Origin of the sequence: Ruegeria sp. HKCCD6157, assembly GCF_013110685.1 — a bacterium.
GTDB lineage: Bacteria > Pseudomonadota > Alphaproteobacteria > Rhodobacterales > Rhodobacteraceae > Ruegeria.
On record NZ_WVRB01000001.1, the window covers coordinates 307,988 to 330,094 of the forward strand.

Below are 22,107 nucleotides of genomic sequence, written 5' to 3' on the forward strand. Positions count from 1 at the left end.
GTCAGCCTCAATACGGCGCAGCTCACTATTCACGACTATTCCCCATTATTAGCAATCGTCGGTTTCTTCTCACCGGAGTAGTTCGAAACACTGCCTGGCATAGACCTGTGCTTACGCTCTCGATGTGGTTCTCTCTCAGGAGCGCTGTGCTCTGGTCTGAGTTGCGTCCGTGTTTGTTTCTGTGTCTGGTGTCGACTGGCCTGTGTTTTGTCGCTGTGTGCGCTTTTCTGGCCTTAGTTCGGATATGTAGTTTCCGGAGAGCCATGTTTTATTGGGTTTGTTTCGATCAAAGGTTTACATTTTTCTGGAAAAAACCTGATTTCGGTCCGGATTTGTCAACTTAATGTAAACTTAGTGTAAACCTTTTGGCCCGAAATCGGCTGTTTTGAGGGGTGAAAGGTTTACATTCCGTCCATCCCGGCCGTCGCGATGTAAACCTTTGTCAACTTTATACAACCTCTGAGGTTGCGCGAAATCCACATTACGCAGAGCAATCTGGAACGCATCTTCTTTTTTTTCTGCAATCCGGTAGCTATCAGAAAGAATAGAAAAAAGAATATGGCGAGCAATGATAACGAACGGTCAGGCGGACATTTCGCGCTTTCTTGAGCGCTGCGTTTCGATTGACCTAGAGGTGGACCCCAGTTCCGCCAGAATATTTGCATTCGCGGCCACAACGCACGCTGACTCCCGACCGGCTCTAGTTGAAAAAAGCAGCTCCGCCTCAGCACTGTCGCAACTCGACACATATTGTAGAGGTTTCGACAGTATCATCGGCCACAACATCTTGCACCACGACCTGCCCCACCTGGCCGCTGCTGCGCCCCGCTTTGCCGCCTTGGCAGAGGCACCAATCGACACACTCTGGCTCAATCCTTTGGCCTTCCCGCGCAACCCCTATCACCATTTAGTCAAACACTATCACGACGGACGGTTGCAATCGGGTCATGTCAACGATCCCGAAAAGGATGCACGTCTGGTCTTCGAGGTTCTGCAAAACCAGATCGAGGCGTTCGCCAAGCTAAACACCACGACCCCAGATGCGCTGAAAGCCTATCATTTCCTTGCCACACGCCCCCCACGCAGCGAAGGGTTTGACGCACTTTTTACTGCTGTGCGAGGCACTAGCAGACCCAATAAACAAGAAGCTTTTGACGCTGTTCGCCGCCTTTTGGCTGGACAAGTCTGCTTGCATCGGCTCGAACAGACTCTTAGCCGGATGGAAAACCCGAACCTTGCCTGGCCTTTGGCCTACGCCTTGTCGTGGATTTCTGTGGCTGGCGGCGACAGTGTCATGCCACCTTGGGTTCGCATGCAATTCCGCGAGGCCTCACTGATTGTGCGTCACTTGCGAGAGGCCGCTTGCAATGATGACTCTTGTCAATGGTGCGTCGAACAAAACGATCCCAAACGGGCGCTAGACCGCTGGTTCGGCTTTCCGTCCTTCAGACCCGAACCCATGGACGAATTTGGTCGACCCCTACAGGAACGCATTGTGGCCGAGGCAATGGCAGGCAAATGCGTTCTGGGCATCCTTCCGACCGGAACCGGCAAGTCGGTCTGCTATCAGATTCCAGCCCTTTCGCGGTTCGACAAGACCGGTGCGTTGACCGTCGTTATCTCACCGCTTGTCGCACTCATGGCCGATCAGGTGCAGGGCCTGGCGAGAGCCGGGATATCCTCGGCCGTCACGATCAATGGTCTTCTGTCGCTGCCTGAACGTCACGATGCTCTGGACAAAGTGCGCATGGGCGATGCTGCGATCTTGATGATTTCACCCGAACAGCTTCGCAACAAGTCAGTTCGCAGCGCTCTGGCACAACGCGAAATTGGCCTTTGGGTGCTGGACGAAGCACATTGCATCTCAAAATGGGGCCATGATTTCAGGCCCGACTACCGCTACGTCAGCCGGTTCATCAAAGAAAACTCCGGCGACGCCCCCGCTCCGATACTTTGCCTTACCGCCACTGCCAAACCCGAGGTAGTGCGCGATATAAGAGAGCATTTCAAAACACGACTGGATCAGGATCTGATCCTGCTTGACGGTGGTGCCTCGCGCACGAACCTTTCCTTTTCGGTGCGTGAAACCCAGCGCGCGACGAAACTCGCAGATATTCTGAACGCGATCGAACAGGGCTTGCCCGCCTCTGGCGTCTCCGGAGCCGTGGTTTATTGCGCGACCCGAGGTGCGACAGAACGCGTGGCCGAATTCCTAAAACAGCAGGGTGTGAGCGCCGAACGTTTCCACGCTGGTCTACCTCCAGAAGAAAAGCATGAGATCCAGGAGCATTTCCGGACGGGCGAATTGCGCGTAATTGCTGCGACCAACGCCTTTGGCATGGGCATCGACAAACCTGACATCCGTCTCGTAGTCCACGGCGACGTGCCTGGCTCGTTGGAGAACTACTTGCAAGAGGCAGGACGTGCAGGACGTGACCGTGACCCCGCTAGCTGTGTGCTATTGTTCAACACTGAGGACGTAGAACGCCAATTCAGCCTTTCGGCCCGTTCCCGCCTTGCGCGGCATGAAATAGGTGCCATCCTTAAAGCGCTACGTCGATTGGATGTGCGCACTCGAGACGAAGGTAAGATCGTCGCCACTCCGGGCGAGATCGTGAGAGAAGAAAAAGACTTTGAATTCCAGCGTGACAACAACACTGAAGACACGCGCGTAAAGACCGCCGTTGCTTGGCTGGAGGAAGCGAGTCTGTTGCGGCGCGAAGAAAACAGCGTGCAGGTCTTCCCCGCATCCCTACTCGTGCGTGACGTGGATACCGCCGCCACCTTGTTGGATAAGGCAGACATCACGGGCGCTCGGCGCAAACAACTGCTGGCAATCGTGCGTCATATAGTAAACACCCCTGTGGGAGAAGGTGTTTCCACCGACGAATTAGCTGGAGCTAGCGGACTTTCCTCTGCTTCGTTGCGCAAGGCGCTGACCGATCTAGAGGCGATGGGAATTGCCAGTGATGACACCAACATAACCATCTTCGTGCACTCTGGCGTGGCCGACGCGTCGCAAGCACGGCTGGATCAGGCCGCCCGGCTTGAAGAGGACCTAATCGCCGTTATGCGAGAAATGGCTCCCGATGCTGATCAGGATGAACCGATTCCATTCAACCTCTCTATTGCCTGCCAGGAATTGAGACAGCGCGGCCATGGCGAGGTGCGACCGGATCTGGTCGAATCCCTGCTGCGTGGCATGGCGCAGGATGGGCGTGACATGGAGGGTGGGCGCGGTAATCTATCCTTACGGAAAACGGCTCGCGGTAGCATACTTGTGCGACTTCAACGGTCGTGGCGCTATGTCGTTCAAACCGCAGAGTTGCGCCGTCAGGGTGCACAACGCCTACTGGCGCATCTTCTATCCCTTGTGCCGAAAGGCACACACGGCAAGGACGTTCAGGTCGAGACCACTCTGGGAGCGATGCTATCCACAATTACCGGCGACACCCTTTTGCGCAGCAGCATCAAAGACCCAAACCGGCTGATGGACCGGGCACTTTTATGGCTGCATGAACAGCAGGTGGTTACGCTGGGTCGCGGGCTGTCAATTTTTCGCCCGGCCATGACGGTGCATCTTGGCTCCAAAGGCGGTGGTTTCACCGTCCAGCATTTTGCACCACTCGAGGAACACTATGACGAACAGACCATCCAAACCCATGTGATGGCAGCCTACGCAGAAAAAGGACTGGAAAACATTGAGACAGCGCAGCGCTTGTCCGACGATTATTTCGTGCTGGAGCAAGACGCCTTCATGCGCCGATGGATGCCGGGGCGCGGAACCGAATTCCGACGTCAGGCCACTGGTGCCACCTATAAGGCAATTGTCGACGACTTGGGCAATCCGATGCAGCAAAAAATTGTGCGTGACAACCGGGAACAAACCAACGTCCTTGTGCTGGCAGGACCAGGCTCGGGCAAAACACGAGTCCTGGTTCATCGCATCGCTTATCTGCTACGCATCAAACGCGAGGATCCCCGCGGTATCCTCGTGCTGGCCTACAACCGTCACGCAGCTGCTGAAATACGTGAACGCTTGCGCCGGTTAGTAGGAGATGACTCAAACTTAGTAACCGTCTCAACGGTGCATTCACTGGCTATGCGATTGGTCGGTGCTAGTTTTGCTGGAACTCAAACAGTCGAAGCCCCCGATTTCAAAGGTCTATTGCAGAAGGCCGCAGCCCTACTGCGAGGTGATGGTCTAAGCAAGCAAGAGGCTGAGGCGCTGCGTGAAACACTGATACAGGGGTATCGCTGGATTTTAGTGGATGAATATCAGGATATCGGTCCAGATGAATACGCGCTGATCGCTGCTGTGGCAGGAAGAACTCTGGATGATCCCGATCTGCGACTCAGTCTCTTTGCCGTGGGTGATGACGACCAGAACATTTATGCCTTCTCCGGTGCATCGATCCGCTACATCCGCCAGTTTGAACAGGACTACGCCGCAAAACCGGTTTTCTTAACCGAGAACTACCGCTCTACCGGTCATATCGTCGCCACCGCCAACGCCGTGATCGCAGGGGCCGCCGCGCGTATGAAACTTGGCCATGATATTGCCGTAGATCAGGCCCGGACAAAGGCTGACGCCGGTGGATCTCTGGCCAAATTGGATCCAGTCGCTCAGGGCCGTGTGCAGATCCTTGAGTGCCCTGCAGGTAATGACGAGCAGGCTATGGCCGCGCTAGACGAGTTGATCCGCCTCTCTCGTCTAGATCCCGATTGGAAATGGTCACGCGCCGCGATTATCTCGCGCGATTGGCGCAAACTGTTACCGGTGCGTGATTTTGCTGAAAGCCTCGAAATACCGGTCGAAATGGCCAACGAAAACATGCCTAGCCTCTGGCGCATGCGCGAGATGCAGGCATTTGTCAAAGCCCTACGCGAGACCCCCACAGAGCTTTATTCGCTGGAACGATTGACCGAAGTGCTGAACGCACTTTCTCATTCGCGCTGGACTGATCGTATTGGTGAAGGCCTGGGCCTCCTGGCACGCGAGGTTGGCTCACGTAGCCTGCCCGTCCCCGACATTATCGAATGGTTCGCGGAATGGGCGCGTGATAGCTGGGATGAGCAAAGAGGGCTAAAACTTCTGACAGCTCACCGCGCAAAAGGGTTGGAATTTAACGATGTAGTTATCCTTGATGGCGGATGGGAGCGTCCTTCGCGGTCCGAGGATCAGGACGCACCTCGCCGATTGTTCTACGTTGCTATGACACGAGCCCGTCGCAGCCTTGCTGTAATGAGCAATGACAACCATGAATACCTGCCAACAGGAGCTCCTTCAGTTCTGACCCGTCGCGTGACGCCTGACATGAAGGCGTTGCCCGGTCCCCGCCGTTTTTTTCAAGCAGCTGAGGCGCGGATGGTCGATCTTTCCTTTGCTGGACGCCTGCATCCAGGCCATTCTTCTCTGAGTGCTGTTAATGCGGCACGCGTCGGCGATGCAGTGTTATTGGTAAAGGACGGCGACCGTTGGTTGCTGCACAACGAAAAAGGGCAAGTGCTGAGCCGCATGTCCAAATCATTCGCGCCGCCGCCAAATACCCGGTTTGAGAGGGGTGAAATCGCAGCCATCCTTAATTGGAGAAAAGAGGACTCAGGTGAAGCCTTCCACCATACGCTCCGCCGCGATGCATGGGAGGTGGTTTTGCCAGAACTCGTGTTTGTGGCCGTTAACTAGAACATCACCCACAATTATTATGTTTCCAGAGGGATCCAGCGAGGCTCAGCACTTCAACCATTCCTCCCCGCCTTCCTACTACGCAATTCCATCAAGCTCTCCAAAGCTCGCATAGGCGCCGCAATAGTTGCACCCGGCGCAGGGTAATGCCGGGGTCGCTGTCATTGCTAACATCGCGCAGGAAGCGCAGCCAGGCGCGTTCGTTAGGTGTCAGATCGTAATTCTTATCACACATGGATCTTATCTCCCGAAAATCGCGTTGATAGCGGCCTGTGACCTGCTGGTCAGCCTGGGGTCGGTGTTGCTGGAAGCCTCGCGGATCGCCTGCAGCCAGCCGACCTCGTTCGCAGTGACCGGTTCACCGAACACCTCCACAACGGCCTCGGCTGCCGTCCGGCCGATCGCCTGCTCCAGGGCGAGCCGCATCACGAAGGCCGGATCTGCTTCCAGAGCGTGCGCCAGGGCCGGGACGCGATCCAAGGCCACCTTGGAGCGCCCCTGCTTGATCATCGTGATCATGTTCTGGTTCACATAACCGGCCTGCGCCGCGATCTCCGCCTGGCTCTTGGTCGGCTTCAGTTCGAGCACCCGGCGTTCGACATACATCGCCATCCGGGTGTCTAAGTGCGGTTTCTTTGTCATCGCTATCCTCTCAGATCTGACGCAGCAAGCGCTGCATGTCTTCGATATAGCGAAGGGGTGATTGGGGATTCCGAGGGAAATGATACGCCGTTTGTGTTTCCATATTCTCGTTAATGGAAAGCGAGCTCAATACTTCCGCCTTGACGGTCACGACGTCGTAGTTTCAATTTCTCTCATAGGTTTAGTGCTTATTGGGGAAATATGTTGGCCTTCCGGTTCGTTCACACTGCAGATATTCATTTGGACTCACCGCTAAAGTCTCTAGCCATGCGCGACGAAGCACTGGCCGAAGTAGTTGGGAACGCGACCCGAACCACATTCAGGCGGATGGTCGATCTGTGCGTGTCTGAAGATGTCCAGGCGCTGCTGATTGCCGGCGACCTGTATGACGGCAATCAAACATCAATGAAAACTGCTCGTTTCCTCACTCTAGAGATGGAGCGCCTAGACGCAGCGGGCATTCCGGTTTTCATTATCCGCGGCAACCACGATGCGGCATCCAAGATCACGCGTGAGCTAGTCTTGCCGGAAAACGTGACGGTGTTCCCGGGCAAAGCACAGGTCGTCGAGACTGACTGGAACGATCATTCAGTTGCTGTTCACGGTGTTTCATTTCGTGACCCCCATGCACCCGACACTCTGTTGAACCGTTTTGGGCCACCAGTGATGGGGGCTTTCAATATAGGAATGCTACACACGTCCCTCGGCGGAGCACAGGGGCATGATCCATATGCACCTTGCACGCTGGCCGAACTTCAAGCGACCGGGTTCGACTATTGGGCGCTGGGGCACATCCACCGGCGGACCATTCACACCGGCACGACAACTGTAGTCATGCCCGGAATACCGCAGGGTCGCGACATCGGCGAGGCAGGGAACAAGTCGGTTTCGCTGGTTTCGGTGGCCGACGACGGTTTGATCGCAGTAGAGGAACGGCACCTCGCGATGGCGCAGTTCGAACGGCTCTCGGTGGAATGCCACCTATTGTCTGACTGGCCCGACCTAATTCAGGCGCTGAAGCATGCTCTGCACACAGCGCGGCGTGACCACGCTGGTGAGCACCTGATCGTCCGACCGGTGCTGACCGGAGAAACTCCATTGGCCTGGAGAGCGGGTCGTGACCTTGACCTGCTACACGCCGAGGCGCAGAACGTCGCCGAGCAGATCGGCACGCTTTGGATCGACAAGATCGAGCTTGCGTTGTCCGCCGTCAGCAATGCGTCCACTGGAGGCGCGGTAGAAGAACTGGCTCAGATCATCGCTCAGCGAAGTCTTCCCCCGAATGATCCGGCTGTTTTGGAAGACGTGGAACGACTGCTAAAATATCTTCCGCGCGAGTTGCGAGGGCTCCTGGGTGATAGCGAGGAAGAAACTGCCGCGACTATTGTCCATGCGATGCAGCAGGGCGCAATGGAGGTTCTTGCGCGCCTCGAAGAGACCGATGGTTGAGCGATGCGATTGAACCGGCTCGACCTCACCCGTTTTGGCAAGTTCACTGATCTGAGCCTGTCGTTTCCCGTCCAAACACTTGGTAACCCCGACCTGCACGTGATCTACGGTGCAAACGAAGCTGGGAAATCCACCCTGCTCGAAGGTTGGCTGGACATGCTGTTCCAGATCCCCGTGCGAAGCAGCATGGGATTCATTCACCCCTATCAGTCAATGCAGTTGGGGGCCGTGCTAGAAATCGACGGGCAGACGCATGAACTGCTTCGGGTCAAGAAACGTGACAATTCTCTGCTCGACGACAGCGGTGAACCGCTGGGTGAAGCTCTGCTGCATGGCGGTCTGCGAGGACTCGACCGCACATCCTATGCGGCGATGTTCTCGCTCAATCGACAGACCCTGGACGAAGGAGGCGAAGGCATCCTCGCCAGCAAGGGGGATCTCGGTGAGTTGCTGTTTCAGGCAAGCGCGGGGATGACCGATTTGGCGGCGCAGTTGCACGAATTGAATGCAGAGTCGGAGGGGTTCCTGAACAGGACCGGACGCAAGGGTGCGTTGCGCGATCTTTGTGCCGCCTACGACGACTTGGGAAGGCAGATTAAGGAATTAGACACTGCTGCTTCCGAGTATGCTCGCCTATCGACTGAATGCGATCGGACCAAAGATGCCTGGCACAAGGCGCGCGAGGCGGCAGAAGCTGCACAGACCGATGTAATCGAGACCGAACGCCACATCGCAGCACTACCGCTTTTGCCGCGGCTGGACCGTCTAGAGGCGGAGATCGCCAGTTACGGTTCGCTACCAGAACCTCCAGAGGGATGGCTTGCCGAACTTCCCGAACTTGACCGCACGGAGACCGCCATTGCCACCCGGCTTGAGGCCGCGAGAAAGACTGTGGCAGGGTTGGTAGCCGAATTTAACGACCTCCCAACCGACGAGCCTGTTCTGAATGCAAGCGACGACATCAAAGCGGCGGATCTGTTGAAATCGGCCCATGACTCGGCGCTGGAGGACTTGCCCAAGCGGCGCGGAGAGCTGGAAGCCAAGACAAAAGCAGTCAACGATTGTCTGTCTCGACTGGGGCAAGTCGGGGCGGATCCAACCACGCTACTGCCAGAAGCAAGAACCCTTGGGCGCCTGCGCGCATTGATCGAGCAAAGTTCAGGTGTGGAAACCGCGTGCGATTCTGCGACTAAAGAATTGCAGCTTGCTAAAGATGACCTCGATCGCGCTGAGCGGCGTTTAAGTAAGGCTGGAGGCAGCGTGTCAAATTTGGGTGGGCTGGCCGGTTTGGTGCAAAACCTTCGCCGCGACGATCCTGTCGGCGCACACGACCGTGTAAGCACCGAGCTTGAAGAGAAGGAAGCGCGTTTGAAATCGGCCCTGTCTACGCTTTCGCCCTGGACGGGAAACAACGATGAACTGGCGAGTTTGACTCCGCCAGACGCCGCCGCTCTTGAGCAATTGGACGCGGAAATTGCCGAGGCTGATAGGGCGATCGATCGGGCGGATGATTGGCTGGAGCAACTAGAACAGGCTGTGACCCAAGCTCTCGCTCGACGCGATGCAGTCGGAACAACTGCCGTAGTTACTCTGGAAGAAGCAGCTCAAGTGCGAACACGTCGGGAATTAGAATGGTCCCGCCACCGTGCGGATCTGACGGACAAAACAGCAGAGTGCTTTGAGGTTGCGATGCGCCTCGACGACCAGGTGACTGCCACCCTTGCGGATCAGCGCGCCCATGCCGAAAAGACAGCCGAGGCCGAGCGTGCGTTGGTCGAAGCCCAACAACAAGTTGACGCTGCCAAAGTGAAATCGGCCGAGGCCAGGGAGCGGCGCAAAAACCTGGCGAAACGGCTTGCCGGAATCGCTGCCAAGGTCTCCCCCGCACTCCCCACCGACATCGACCTGCCAACTTTCCGCGCTTGGCTCGACAAGCTCGACATAGCACAGGATGCTCTGGTCAAGCACGATGACAAGGCGCGCGATCTTGCCCGGCGCGTGCAGGTCGTTGCCCAGGCTCGTTTGGATATTTCGAACGCTTTCGCACAGGCGGGCCGCGCAATACCCAAAGATACGAGCCTGACCCTAGCCCTTGAAACCGCTCAATCTCTCTTGGACCAGGTGTCTAAGGTTGAGGCTTTGAGCGAGACCGAAGCCGAGGCCCGCCAGAACCTGACCAGACGTGAGCGCAACAAACTAAAGGCAGACGACGCGCGCGCCGCATGGCAGGTGGAGTGGGAAGCCGCCTGTGCCGACACTTGGATGGCTGACGCGCCGCCCGCTGTCGACGAGATGCGTGCGATCCTCGAAGAGCTCGACCAACTACGTGAACATCAGGACCGCATCGGTGAACTGACCCACCGGATAACGACCATGCAATCCAACCGCGAAAGGTTTGAAAAAGAGGCTCGCGATTTGGCGGTTCGCATCGAAATGCCTTCAGATCTGCCAGCGACTGATCTGTGGCGTGACATCACCCGGCGACAGCGCGCAGCGGAGAGCCGCGAAGATCAGCGAGCCAACCTCTCAGATCGTTTGACGACGGCCAAACAAGCCCTCTCGGAGTTGGAAGAGGAAGCCGAGATTCATCGCAATCGGACCGTCGAATTTTCCCGTCACTTTGAAGTCGAAGTTTGGGCCGAAGCCCGCGATGCGCTCACGCGAGCAGGGGAACTGTCGAAACTGCGTGAAACTCTGCGCGAACTGACCGAAGACCTCTGTGCAGGGATGCGATGCGATACAGTCGAAAAAGCACGTGCGCAACTGCGTGATCTAGATGCCGATGCGCTCGTCGCACGCGCCGACAGCCTGCGGACCGATTTGAAAACCCTGCGCACAGCACAGGAAGAAGCACAGGACGACTTCCGCAAGGCGGAAGATGCCGTCGAAGCGGTCGGTGGCGATGACGCGGTTGCCCGTCTGGAAGAACAACGCCAGACATTGTTGCTTGAGATCGAGGACGGCGCCCGGCGCCACCTACGGCAGCGTTTGGGGCTCTTGGCAGTCGAAGATGCTCTCAGGAGCTATCGTGACACTCACCGCAGCGGTATGCTCGAACGCGCATCAGAAGCCTTCCGCATCATGTCGCGAGACCGATATTCTGGCCTCGCCGCACAGCCGGATGGTTCCCGCGAAGTATTGGTGGCGCTGGCCGCTGGGGGTGGCTCGAAACAGGCTGACCAACTCTCAGACGGCACCCGGGCTCAGCTCTACCTTGCGCTACGCATCGCAGGCTACCACGAGTTTGCTCGCAACAACGGCCCAGTGCCGTTCATTGCCGATGACATCATGGAAAGCTTCGACGACGACCGCACCGCCGAGGCCTTCGGCCTGCTAGCTGAGATGAGCAAAAGCGGCCAGGTGATCTACCTGACTCATCACGCGCATCTCTGCGACATCGCGAGAAATATATGCCCATCTGTGTGTATTCACGAGTTACAGGGCTAAAAGCGTGGTGTTCAACATCTTTATTTTTTGTTGAACATGTGCCATGTTCAACAAAATTGAAATCCGTTGAGCACAGTGGAAGCCAAGATGTTCACGCGCCATTCATCCATAGCACATGCCGCTTATCACGATCTCCTGCGTTCACTGCGGGACGATTCTGTTTCGGACATCCGGGGCACCCCCACACGAGTCGAACGCAACGACAGGACCTACTGGTATGACACCTACCGGGTCGGTTCCGATGTCAAAAAGCACTACTTGGGAGAGGATTGTAAGGAACTGCGCGGCAGGCTGGAACAGCACAAAACTTTGAAAGCCCAACAGGAAGACCGCCGCCGCAACCGTGCGCGCCTCGTGCGGCTCCTAAGAGCTGAAGGTTTCCTGGGTCTGGACGCTGCCACAGGCAGCCTGCTCTCTGCGATGGCAACGTCCGGCGTATTTCGTCTAGGCGGCACCATAGTGGGGACGCACGCCTTCCGCCTTTACGAAGGTGAATTGGGTGTGCGTTTCGACATGGATATGACCGCTCACACGGATGACATCGACATCGCCAGCTTTTCCAGGTTGTCGCTGGTGCTGGAGGACACTGCATCACCATCGCTGAAAAATGTGTTCCGCGATTTCGACTTCATGGCGCAGCCCAGTCTCACGGCCGGGCGCACCTGGCGTTGGAAACAGACACGAGGCGACACGCTGATAGAATTCCTCACTCCATCATTCGGTGAGGATGAGGATGTGCGCGAACTGCCCGCTTTGGGAGTGGATGCGCAAGGATTGCACCATCTGAACTACCTAATCGCGGAGCCAATCAACGCTGCTGTAACCTACCGGAGTGGCGTTTTGGTGCAAATCCCGCAGCCAGAACGCTATGCCATCCACAAGTTGATCGTCGCGGACCGTCGCCGTCCCGGCGAAAATGCCCTCAAAGCAGAAAAGGACAGACGACAGGCCGCGTTTCTAGTCGAGGTGCTTGCTCAGGATCGGCCGGATGAATTGAATGACGCCTACGAAGATGCACTCTCTCGTGGCCCCAAGTGGCGTTCTAGGATTGAGGCCAGCCTGGACCGCATGCCGAAAACGCAGCGGCTGTTACAGGAACTGCAGGATTAACGCGCATGTAGACAGTGCTCTCAGGTTCAATGAACCTGCCGAACCTGAACTTGGCTGGTTTGATTGGCGACAACGCCTGGAAAACAGGGCTCCTTTGACTAAAAATCAATAACTTGGCCACCTGCACCGATCTTCGGGAGGCAGGGGTCGGAGGTTCGAATCCTCTCACTCCGACCAATAAAACAAGGCGCCCAAGGGCGCTTTTTTGCTTTCAGTGTATTTCACGCAACGATTTCCGCAACGTTTCGCGGGTTGTTTTTGCTCAGTTCATCCCAACCGGCAGAAATCTACCACAGCAGGGGACCCTGATATCTTCTAGCCCCTAGTAACCGCAGCTTTCTTGGGCGCAACCAGGCTTTAGGAACGGTAGAAATTCTACAGGGTCTCGCGCAAGATCGCAGAAAAGGCAGTGGCGTTTACTAGGGTCATGCCGCGCATGCCCAAGCTGAAAACAATATGCCGGAGGCGACGGATAGAAGAATTAGCACGTCGCGACCGAGGAAGAGACCCAGACAATCAAAAGCACCGACTTTGTCGTACATTCGATGTTCCAACCCTTTGCCGCCCGCGACAGTAACCTCATCACAAGGCTACAACAGGGCTTTGGCGCGGCCACGGCGGAACGGATTGTCGACACACTGCGCAGCCAGGGCTCCGAAATTCGGCCGGTGGTGCCTCCTCAATGCGTTATCACGAACGCTCAGCGTTCAAGTGTTCGATTCTAGTCGAATGCTTTTGAGGGATTTTTGCATGGCAACAATAAGCGCATCTCGCTCGGCCGCGAGTGTCTGCGGGGATCGACCGTTTGCTTCTTCGTTTATGCCCTGAACCAAAGTTTCGATAACGTCGTCGTTCAAGTGTGGCTGACCCAACCCGTCCCACCATCCGTTAAACGTATCCCGGAAGTGTTCGCAAAAGGCGCGCAGACCGCCCTCTCCCGCGCCTAGATTGAACAACATCGTCGGCCCCATGGCCGCCCATCGCAGACCGGGGCCCGCCCACATGGCCTTGTCAATGTCTTCGACCGAAGCAACGCCCTCGACAGCCATATGGACCGCTTCGCGCCAGACGGCTGCCTGAAGGCGGTTCGCCACATGGCCAGGCAAGCCTTTCCTGATGCGGATCGTGACCTTGCCTATGTCGTGATAAAACGCTTCGGCTCGTTCGAGAACGCCATCACCTGTTTGCGCGTTTGCAGTGAGCTCCACCAACGGGATAAGATGTGGCGGGTTGAACGGGTGTCCGAGGATGAAAGGCGCAGGATCTTGCCAGCCAGCTTGTAAAGCCTCCAGCGTCATGCCTGATGTGGAACTGGAAACGATCGCATCCTCGCTCAGGGCTGGTTCGACTTCAGAATAGAGTGCGTGTTTGATCGCTTCTCTTTCTGGAACATTCTCCTGCACGAAGTCTGCACCATCGACCGCAGATGCTGCTGTTTCTGCAAACGCCAATGCGTTCGGAGTGGCTCTGTCGGTCAGGCCGAGTTCTTCAAGCGTGGGCCAAGCTGTTTCAATGAAAGCGCGGGTTTGCTCTTCAGAGTTTGGTGCCGGGTCGTAAACAGTAACTGATCGACCAGCCGCGAGAAACAGCGCAGCCCAGCTTGCACCAATAACGCCGGCACCAAGAATTGCAGTATGTGAGATATCCGACATCAGAACACTCCGGGGTTGAGTGGCGACGCGGCCGTCATGCCGCCGTCGACGGTAAAGAACTGACCCGTTGCGAAGCTTGCCTCGTCAGAGGCGAGCCAGACAGCCATGGATGCAATGTCATCCGGCTCGCCAAACCGACGAACGGGATGACGGGCCAGTGCGTCTTGCCTTGCCGCGACAGGATCCTTTGCAAGTTCGAACGCGGCCTCAAGCATGCCGGTATTGATCCATCCCGGACAAATCGCATTGCACCGCAGGCTTGGGCCATGATCCACGGCGATAGATCGCGTGAGCCCATGCACGAAAGCTTTGGACGCATTGTAGAGAGCCATCGAAGGGTCCGCGACCTTGCCAGAGATTGAGCCGATATTGATGATGCTCCCGCCGGATTTCATAGTCGGAATAAAGGCACGGCAGCAGTTGAACACCCCTCGACAGTTGGCGCCGATCACTAGATCCCAATCCGCGTCGGTGCTTTCCGTCACTGACTTTTCCACCTGGACCCCGGCATTGTTGACGAGAATGTCCAACGCACCCACAGCCTCGGCTACCATTTGGACGTTCACCGGATCACTGACGTCCAGATCGTGCCATTCACAGGGCAGGCCGTCAGGGGCTCCACCCCGCCCGCAGGTCACCACCTCGGCGCCTTCCTTCAGGAAAGCACCGACGATGGCGCGTCCAATTCCCTGGCGCCCGCCAGTAACAAACGCTTTTTTTCCTGCAAGCCGCATCAGTGCGCCACCATCACATGACGGATCGACGTATAGGCGTCGAGCGCATAGATGCTCATATCACAGCCCGTGCCGGAGCCTTTCATCGCGGCCCAAGGCATTTCAGGTGTGCCGACACCATGCGTATTGACCCATGTGAACCCGTAGCGCAGGCGAGATGTAATCGACATTGCCCGTCCCACGTCGGTCGTCCAGACCGAGGATGCCAGTCCGTATCGACCTGCATTCGCCACCTTTACGGCATGATCCGCGTCCGAGAAACGGGAAAGCGTCACAACGGGCCCAAAGACCTCATCCGTTGCGATCTCTGCTGAATTATCGACGTTTGCTAACACCGTCGGTTGATAGAAGAACCCGTTTCCATCTCCGCTTGCGCCACCTGTGACGATCTCGCATCCAGGACGTGCGCGGTCGACAAAGGCGGAAACGCGGTCGCGCTGAGCTGCGGAAACCATCGGACCCATTTCGGTGCCTTCAGCCTTGGGCGCGCCAACTTTTATTTCTTTTACTTGCGCTTCGACCATGGCCGCGAATTTTTCATACACACTGTCCTGGACCAGGATCCGGCACGGTTGCGCACAATCCTGCCCGGCATTGAAAAAGCTCCCATAGCGGATCGTTTCAGCCACAGCGTCCAGGTCGGCATCATCAAAAACAATGACGGGGGCCTTGCCACCCAGTTCCAGATGCACATGGCGGATTTGCTCGCTGGCGGCGCGCATAGCGGCCATGCCAGTGGCCGGGGACCCCGTGACAGTGATTGCTTCCATTTGAGGGCTGTTGATCAATTGATCCCCAATCGTGGGACCACGCCCGTGAATCACATTCAGCACCCCTTTGGGCAAGACGTCCTGCAAAAGTTCAGCAAGGCGCAGCGTGGACAAAGGTGTGATCTCGGAAGGCTTCAGAACAACTGTACAGCCGGCTGCAAGAGGGGCTGCAAGTTTCCAGGCGGCCATCATCAACGGATAATTCCAAGGGGCAATCGCCGCCACGGGGCCAACCGGGTCGCGGCGGATCATGCTTGTGTGGCCTGCGACATACTCGCCCGCGGCCGATCCCGTCATGGTCCGGGCCGCCCCTGCAAAGAAGCGGAATGTGTCGATGGTAAGAGGGAACTCATCATCGCGTGCCGATGGCCAGGGTTTGCCGACATCAAGGCTTTCAAGCTCCGCCAACTCATCCTGATTGGCTTCGATAATATCGGCGATTTGCATCAGCAGCGCGGCCCGTTCGGCCGGCGGGACATGTCGGAAGGTTTCGAACGCCTCTTCAGATGACCTTACTGCGGCCTCTACCTGGTCCGAACTGGCCTCTGCGACCTGACCAATCTTCTCTCCAGTCGCGGGATTCAAAATGGCCAGGGCCTCACCCTCCCCTTCCACCATCTCCCCATTGATAAGCAATTTGCCTTGCATGCCCGTTCCCTTCTATCAGAAATTCACCCGGTCCGCGCCCTTGAGCGCGAGCCGCTCTCTGGCTTCAGCAGGTGTTGCAACCTCAAGCCCGAGGTTTTCCACGATGTCTCGAATTTTCCGGACCTGCTGGGCATTGGATGTCGCCAGTTCGCCCTTGCCGATGAACAGGCTGTCTTCGAGCCCCACACGAAGGTTGCCCCCCAACAGGGCCGCCTGAGTCGCAAATGGCATCTGATGGCGCCCCGCAGCCAGCACCGACCATTCGTAATTCTCCGGCCCGAACAGCCGGTCGGCTATGGTGTGCATATGCATCAGGTTGTCGAGATCAGCGCCCACACCGCCCAGGATTCCGAACACCATCTGAATAAAAAACGGTGGCTTGATCAGACCCTGATCAACGAACCATTTTACATTGTAGAGATGACCAAGATCGTAGCACTCGAATTCGAACCGTGTGCCATGTTCACCCCCAAGCTTTTCGATGGCGTAGCGAATTGTCCCGAACGTGTTGGGAAAGATGAAATCCTCGGTCATTTCGAGGAAAGGGCGTTCCCAATCATGCTGAAACTCGGTGTATTTCTGAAGCATCGGGAAGATTCCGAAATTCAGCGACCCCACATTGAGGGATGCCATTTCGGGGCTTGTTGTCGTGGCCGCCAACATGCGTTCGTCCATGGACATGCCAAGCCCACCGCCGGTTGAAACGTTGATCACGGCATCTGTGGATTGTTTGATGACAGGCATAAATTGCTGGAACAATTCTGGCCTGGGATCGGGTTTGCCGGTCTCGGGATGGCGGGCATGCAAATGGATAATGGAGGCACCGGCCTCGGCGGCTTCTATACTGGCCGTTGCGATTTCGGTTGGCGTAATGGGCAGATGAGGGCTCATTGTCGGGGTGTGGATGCCCCCGGTCGGTGCGCATGTGATGATTACGGATTTTGGCATTCCGGGGCCTCCTGCGAAACAACACGGCGCAAATGGTAACGCACCTCTTTGGGTCGGTAGATCAGGTGAACCTCGGGGGTTTCACCAAGCGCATAGCGTGGCCGTAAAGCACCCTTGTCGGCGACCTTCCTGGGGTTGACGGCGCATTTCATAGCCGCATCTGCTGGACTTGAGCGCTAAGGCCTCCATCCAGCACCCAAAGCTGTCCGCTTGCATATCGGGCCTCATCGCTGGCGAGCCAGTTCACAAGGTTTGCGATATCGTCTGGCGTTCCATAAGTGCGCATCGGGTGCACATCGCGCACAGCTTGCTGAAGCTGGTCAATCGTCTTGCCGCCGCCACCCGAGCCGTCGCCGGTGAAAAAGCTTTGAAGCATTGGTGTGTCGATGTAGCCAGGGCAAATCGCGTTGACCCGGATGCCTTCGGGCCCGTGATCGCAGGCCATCGCGCGGGTCAGGGCATGAACCGCACCTTTCGTTGCACAATATGCCGCCAGTCCCGGATCTGCGATGAAACCGTCATATGATCCGAAGTTAATGACAGAGGCAGAACTGCCGCTCTTTGCCGCCTTGCGCATCAAAGGTAGCGCATATTTGGACGTCAGGAATGTGCCTGTCACGTTCACCGCAAACGAGCGGTTCCATTCTTCAAGGCTTGTATCCTCAATTGTTTTTTCGATCTCGATGCCCGCAGCGTTCACGAGAATATCGAGTTTGCCGTGCTCAGTCTTTATCCTCTCCATAGCTGCAATGGCCTCGGGTTCTGAGGTGACATCAAGTCGGAGAAAATGGCTATCGGCCCCTGCTGGGTTGGACACGGATCCGCTTTCACTGAGATCGGCTGCGTAGACAACGGCACCTTCTCGGGTCAGCCGATCCACGATCGCACGGCCGATGCCGCCCCGTCCGCCCGTCACAAGGGCCACCTTGCCGTCTTGAATATCCATCAATTTGTTTCCCCCATCGGTGGAAAGCGGTAGCGCGCGGCTGCCGCAGTCCAATCCATGTGATTGCGAACATACTCCTGACTGGCGTCGCGCGGCGGGTTGTAATCCCATGGCTCGCTTGCCCCGGCCTCCATCGCGGCATGAAGCGCGCGCCTCGATTTCTGGGTGCGCATAACATCAGCCCGGAGCCTTTCGCTGTCCCATCTCTCAGCGACTTCGCATGCAAAGGCAGCGGCTGCATCACTGTAGGCCGGGTCATCCGCCAAGTTTACACGCTCATCCGGGTCCCGAGACAGGTCATAGAGCTGCGGTGGATCCACATCGCAGTGAATATACTTCAGTGTCCCGCGCCGGATCATGAAGACAGGCCAAGGTGTCATCTCTGCGCAGTATTCGCCGATGGCAATGTCCTCTGGTGCATCCTCCCCACGCGTCAAGGGCATCAGGGACCGACCGTCAACTGGCTCGCCCAGCATGTCGGGTGTCCCTCCGGCAACCTCCAGGAAGGTCGGAAGCAGGTCGACGAGAGAGCACGCGTGAGGCGCCGTGCCTTCGGCCACATCCGGGCCTGCGAAGATTAAGGGCACACGGGCAGAGTGTTCGAAGAACGTCATCTTGTACCAAAGACCCCGTTCACCCAGCATGTCTCCATGATCCGCTGTCACAATGATCAATGTGTTGTCAATCTGACCCGTTTCTTCCAGCGCCTTGACGATCGCGCCGACTTTACTGTCGAAATAGCTCACATTTGCCAGATAAGCGCGCCGTGCGCGGCCGATTTCTTCATCCGAAAGCGGCACAGTGGAGGCTTCGATCCCATCCATCACACGGCGTGAGAACGGGTCGTGCTCATCCAGAGAGAGGCCTTGCGGCAAGTCGATTTCATAATCGGCGTAGAGGTCCCAGAATTCTGGCTTCGCCACATATGGATCGTGAGGATGGATGAAACTCGCCACCAAGCAGAACGGAGAGACGTCGCAGGCTGCGTGATCCCGTCCGCGCTCAATCAGCCAACGGCGCGCTGCGAACTCTACCTCGTCATCGTAATCCGTTTGGAATGTCGCGATTGCCACACCGCTTTCCTTGACGGTCTGCATGTTGTGGTACCACTTGTCGATCCGCTCATCATGGGCTTCCCAGTCCGGCGTCCAAGCGAAATCGGCGGGATAGATATCGGTCGTAATCCGATCTTGAAACCCATGCATCTGGTCAGGTCCGACGAAGTGCATCTTGCCTGACAAGCACGTGCGATATCCCAGAGCCTTGAGGTAGTGTGCAAAGGTAGGCACGCTTGCACGGAATTCCGACGCGTTGTCATAAGCCGCAATTCGGCTGACATATTGCCCGGACATGAAAGCAAATCGCGACGGCGCGCAGAGCGGCGAGTTGCAATAAGCGGCGTCAAATCGCATCCCGCGTGCCGCGAGTTTGTCCATGTGCGGGGTTTTGGCGCCCTTGTGCCCATAAGCACCAATGAAATGTGGTGCCAACTGATCGGCCATCACCACAACAATATTCGGCTGCGTCATGGAGCGGCCTTTGCGTAAGCATCAAGTACCAGCCCGTGGAAGTGATGAACGGCATGTTCGGATTTGCCGGATCCTGAAGGGTCCGACACGATTCGACCTTGCGTAAAGGCCGGCGTTTTCATTCCTCGCTGTACACTTTCGACCAGATTGATGTCTTCAACCTGAAGCACTTCATCCAGATAGCGCATCGCGTCGATTTCCATCGGATCAGGCTCGGGCGTCTCAAGAAAAAAGTCATAGGTCTCCAACGTGCGATCTGGTCCGACCGGAATGACATTCAGCACGATCATGCTGGACCGGCCCGGGTATCGCATCAGACAAGTCGTTGGCCACAGCCACCAGACCGCATGGGTCTTTACAGTCGCGTTGGAGACGTCGTAGGCGGAATTGGCGTTCTGCCCCGCCTCTGCCATGTGGCTGGAATAAATACCGTAGGTCGTGACCTTGTACGTGTCCATGTCCACAAGATCACAAAAGTCCTTGTGGGCGGTCGGGCAATGGTAGCATTCAAGGAAATTGTCGACGACATTCTTCCAGTTCGACTTGATATCGTATGTCAGTCTTTTCCCGAAAGTGAGTTGTTCGATATCAGGGGCCCAGTGGCGGATTTCGGTCTCCAGATTGCCGGATTGATCCGACAGCGAGGCAGCTTGCGTGTCGAGGTTGACGAAAACGAAACCGGCAAACTCTTCCACTTGAACGGCATCCAGGCAGATATCGCGTGGCGTGAAGTCCTCCAGGTGATCTGTTTCAGGTGCGCGGACAAGTTGACCGTCAAGCTTGTAGACCCAAGCATGGTAGGGACACATGATACGGGTCGTCTCACCTTCGCCACTCAACAGCTCATGGGCGCGGTGTTTGCAGACGTTGTAGAAGGCGCGCAAGACCCCTTCCCTATCCCTGACGACAGCGATTGGGTGCCCCGCGATATGTGTGGCGACGTATGACCCCGGCGTACGCAGCTTTTCGACGTGGCAAACCCATTGCCAAGACTTGGCAAGGATCTCCGTACGGTCGACCTCAAACCAGTTTGCGTCAATGTAAGCCTCTTTACGCAACGAAAGCGCACGATTTGGATCTGGGTCGAAGCCAGACTTTATTGCTTCGAACGCGTTTTGATCTGGAAACTGCGTCATGGCTGTCCTCACGACTGGAATCAGGAACTCACTGCACCAGCATTTCGCGGATCAAACCACAGAACTTACCATGAATCGCCGACTACTTAACTTTTTTCGCCTTAGGCTTTGGTACACGGTGCATTGGCCATGCTCGGAACTCGAATGGAATGCGTCCCTGCACACGATCCTTGCTCGGCGGGAGACCGAAGCGGTCCTTGTAGGCCCGACTAAAGTGGACCTGGCTTGAAAATCCGCTCGCAAAGGCAATCTCCGACATGGTCAGGTCAGTTTGAGTCACAAGGCCGCGGGCCCGGTCGAGGCGGATATCGCGGTAGTAAAGTGCTGGTGTTTTTCGCACGCATTGCGCAAAGAGCCGATCAAGTTGCCTATGTGATAACCCGACATGCCTGCAAACCTCCGCAATGGAGAGTGGCGTTTCAAGGTTTGCCTCCATGACACGAATTGCGGCACGCACATTTGTTGGAACAGAGTTGCCCAAAGGCTCGGTATTCTCGGGGCACTGCAATGCCCCGTGGGCGCGTATCGGGGGGGCAAACACATAGCGTGCAGCGGCATTTGCAAGAGCGCTACCATGAGACTGCTGGATCAGATGCAGGGCAAGATCGAGCGAAGCTGCACCACCACTGCAAGTCACACGACGGCGATCAATAACCCAAAGCGCTTCACTGATGCCCGTCTTGGGGAACAATTCTTGAAACGCATCAATATGTTCGTAATGGACTGTTGCCGTATAGTTTTCCAGCAACCCGGCATGGGCCAGAACAAAGGCACCTGTATCTAGCCCGCCCAAGATTGCCTGACGTTTCGCGGCATTTCTGAGGTTCGCGCGCAACGCAGCAGAAACATGGCGCTCCGGCTCCCAACTTGACGAGACGAAAAGCATGTCCGCTTTGTTCATTCCAGCCTCTGAGAACCGGGTGGTGTTGACTTCAACGCCATTGCTGGCCGTCACCATTCCGCCCGCCTCGGACACAAGTTGCCATCGGAATAGTGTTGTTCCCTCGAGATAGTTGGCGGCACGAAAGGGATCGATAAATGACATCGTGGCCGCCAGGTTGAAAAATGGTGTTACAGCGATTCTCAGTTCGGTTGTTCTGTCCGGCCCGCCGCCCTCGACCATGTCGCCAACTCCCTTCTGTTCTTTCTCAACGGTAGACAGTGCGGCCAGACAAGTAAAATCGACGACCAACTCAAGGCTGAATCAGGCGCGAAGCGCAACGTGCATTGCAGCGACTCAAGCTTATCTTTCGCCTCGAACTGCGACGAAGGATCTTCCAATTTTGGCTGTCTGACTTAAGCACCCACCGGGTAGATTTAGGGATCTGTGTAGCGGAGGGGTTCGAGTTCATTGAACCTACTAGCAAGCTAAGATGAACAAGAAATCCGGAACTTAGAAAGACGCAGATT

14 protein-coding genes are annotated in these 22,107 nt (G+C 56.5%); 4 read left to right on the forward strand and 10 right to left on the reverse strand.

What is annotated here, in order from left to right; genetic code table 11:
• Positions 1–568: 568 nt before the first annotated feature.
• On the forward strand, positions 569–5,686 hold the full coding sequence (locus GS612_RS01300; RefSeq protein WP_171638839.1) for a RecQ family ATP-dependent DNA helicase: 5,118 nt from the start codon (positions 569–571) through the stop codon (positions 5,684–5,686).
• 91 nt (positions 5,687–5,777) lie between these two features.
• Here GS612_RS01300 and GS612_RS01305 read toward each other — a convergent pair whose 3' ends face one another.
• Both GS612_RS01305 and GS612_RS01310 read right to left on the reverse strand, forming a co-directional pair.
• Positions 5,778–5,921: a hypothetical protein gene (locus GS612_RS01305; RefSeq protein ID WP_171638840.1), complete on the reverse strand. Its 144-nt coding sequence runs from the start codon at positions 5,919–5,921 to the stop codon at positions 5,778–5,780.
• 5 nt (positions 5,922–5,926) lie between these two features.
• On the reverse strand, positions 5,927–6,328 hold the full coding sequence (locus GS612_RS01310; protein ID WP_171638841.1) for a helix-turn-helix transcriptional regulator: 402 nt from the start codon (positions 6,326–6,328) through the stop codon (positions 5,927–5,929).
• A 201-nt stretch (positions 6,329–6,529) separates the two neighbouring features.
• On the opposite strand from GS612_RS01310, the gene GS612_RS01315 reads away from it, so the two are divergent.
• The 3 genes from GS612_RS01315 (at position 6,530) to GS612_RS01325 (ending at position 12,334) form a co-directional block, all read left to right on the forward strand.
• A complete protein-coding gene (locus GS612_RS01315) occupies positions 6,530–7,777 on the forward strand; it encodes a DNA repair exonuclease (RefSeq protein WP_256367741.1) in 1,248 nt (415 codons plus the stop codon).
• Positions 7,778–7,786: 9 nt separating this feature from the next.
• Positions 7,787–11,224 carry an AAA family ATPase gene (locus GS612_RS01320; RefSeq protein WP_216603494.1) on the forward strand — a complete coding sequence of 1,146 codons (3,438 nt, stop codon included), beginning with the start codon at positions 7,787–7,789 and terminating at the stop codon, positions 11,222–11,224.
• A gap of 87 nt (positions 11,225–11,311) precedes the next feature.
• Positions 11,312–12,334: a GSU2403 family nucleotidyltransferase fold protein gene (locus GS612_RS01325; RefSeq protein WP_171639898.1), complete on the forward strand. Its 1,023-nt coding sequence runs from the start codon at positions 11,312–11,314 to the stop codon at positions 12,332–12,334.
• A 707-nt stretch (positions 12,335–13,041) separates the two neighbouring features.
• Here the strand turns inward: GS612_RS01325 and GS612_RS01330 are convergent.
• The 8 genes from GS612_RS01330 to GS612_RS01365 form a co-directional block, all read right to left on the reverse strand.
• Positions 13,042–13,986: a 3-hydroxyacyl-CoA dehydrogenase NAD-binding domain-containing protein gene (locus tag GS612_RS01330; RefSeq protein ID WP_152460179.1), complete on the reverse strand. Its 945-nt coding sequence runs from the start codon at positions 13,984–13,986 to the stop codon at positions 13,042–13,044.
• The gene (locus GS612_RS01335) at positions 13,986–14,720 is read right to left on the reverse strand and encodes an SDR family NAD(P)-dependent oxidoreductase (RefSeq protein WP_152460178.1); all 735 of its coding nucleotides are present in this window, start codon (positions 14,718–14,720) and stop codon (positions 13,986–13,988) included. Before GS612_RS01335 ends, GS612_RS01330 begins: the two co-directional genes overlap by 1 nt.
• Positions 14,720–16,138: an aminobutyraldehyde dehydrogenase gene (locus tag GS612_RS01340; protein WP_171638843.1), complete on the reverse strand. Its 1,419-nt coding sequence runs from the start codon at positions 16,136–16,138 to the stop codon at positions 14,720–14,722. Before GS612_RS01340 ends, GS612_RS01335 begins: the two co-directional genes overlap by 1 nt.
• Before the next feature lie 15 nt (positions 16,139–16,153).
• Positions 16,154–17,086 carry a 3-keto-5-aminohexanoate cleavage protein gene (locus GS612_RS01345; protein ID WP_171205052.1) on the reverse strand — a complete coding sequence of 311 codons (933 nt, stop codon included), beginning with the start codon at positions 17,084–17,086 and terminating at the stop codon, positions 16,154–16,156.
• A 148-nt stretch (positions 17,087–17,234) separates the two neighbouring features.
• On the reverse strand, positions 17,235–18,032 hold the full coding sequence (locus GS612_RS01350; protein WP_152460175.1) for an SDR family NAD(P)-dependent oxidoreductase: 798 nt from the start codon (positions 18,030–18,032) through the stop codon (positions 17,235–17,237).
• The gene (gene betC / locus GS612_RS01355; protein WP_171638844.1) at positions 18,032–19,561 is read right to left on the reverse strand and encodes a choline-sulfatase; all 1,530 of its coding nucleotides are present in this window, start codon (positions 19,559–19,561) and stop codon (positions 18,032–18,034) included. The genes GS612_RS01350 and betC overlap by 1 nt, the downstream gene beginning before the upstream one ends.
• Entirely contained in the window at positions 19,558–20,697 is a 1,140-nt protein-coding gene (locus tag GS612_RS01360; RefSeq protein WP_171331077.1) for an SRPBCC family protein, read from the reverse strand. Before GS612_RS01360 ends, betC begins: the two co-directional genes overlap by 4 nt.
• Before the next feature lie 82 nt (positions 20,698–20,779).
• Entirely contained in the window at positions 20,780–21,820 is a 1,041-nt protein-coding gene (locus tag GS612_RS01365) for a GlxA family transcriptional regulator (protein WP_171639900.1), read from the reverse strand.
• Between the last annotated feature and the right edge of the window lie 287 nt (positions 21,821–22,107).

Excerpts from the sequence above, each read along its gene's own strand:
- GS612_RS01300 (WP_171638839.1), top strand. The coding sequence starts at position 569 with ATGATAACGAACGGTCAGGCGGACATTTCGCGCTTTCTTGAGCGCTGC.
- GS612_RS01330 (WP_152460179.1), bottom strand. The coding sequence starts at position 13,986 with ATGTCGGATATCTCACATACTGCAATTCTTGGTGCCGGCGTTATTGGT.
- GS612_RS01325 (WP_171639898.1), top strand. The coding sequence starts at position 11,312 with ATGTTCACGCGCCATTCATCCATAGCACATGCCGCTTATCACGATCTC.
- GS612_RS01310 (WP_171638841.1), bottom strand. The coding sequence starts at position 6,328 with ATGACAAAGAAACCGCACTTAGACACCCGGATGGCGATGTATGTCGAA.
- GS612_RS01315 (WP_256367741.1), top strand. The coding sequence starts at position 6,530 with ATGTTGGCCTTCCGGTTCGTTCACACTGCAGATATTCATTTGGACTCA.
- GS612_RS01305 (WP_171638840.1), bottom strand. The coding sequence starts at position 5,921 with ATGTGTGATAAGAATTACGATCTGACACCTAACGAACGCGCCTGGCTG.
- GS612_RS01365 (WP_171639900.1), bottom strand. The coding sequence starts at position 21,820 with ATGGTCGAGGGCGGCGGGCCGGACAGAACAACCGAACTGAGAATCGCT.
- GS612_RS01360 (WP_171331077.1), bottom strand. The coding sequence starts at position 20,697 with ATGACGCAGTTTCCAGATCAAAACGCGTTCGAAGCAATAAAGTCTGGC.
- betC (WP_171638844.1), bottom strand. The coding sequence starts at position 19,561 with ATGACGCAGCCGAATATTGTTGTGGTGATGGCCGATCAGTTGGCACCA.
- GS612_RS01345 (WP_171205052.1), bottom strand. The coding sequence starts at position 17,086 with ATGCCAAAATCCGTAATCATCACATGCGCACCGACCGGGGGCATCCAC.
- GS612_RS01340 (WP_171638843.1), bottom strand. The coding sequence starts at position 16,138 with ATGCAAGGCAAATTGCTTATCAATGGGGAGATGGTGGAAGGGGAGGGT.
- GS612_RS01350 (WP_152460175.1), bottom strand. The coding sequence starts at position 18,032 with ATGGATATTCAAGACGGCAAGGTGGCCCTTGTGACGGGCGGACGGGGC.
- GS612_RS01335 (WP_152460178.1), bottom strand. The coding sequence starts at position 14,720 with ATGCGGCTTGCAGGAAAAAAAGCGTTTGTTACTGGCGGGCGCCAGGGA.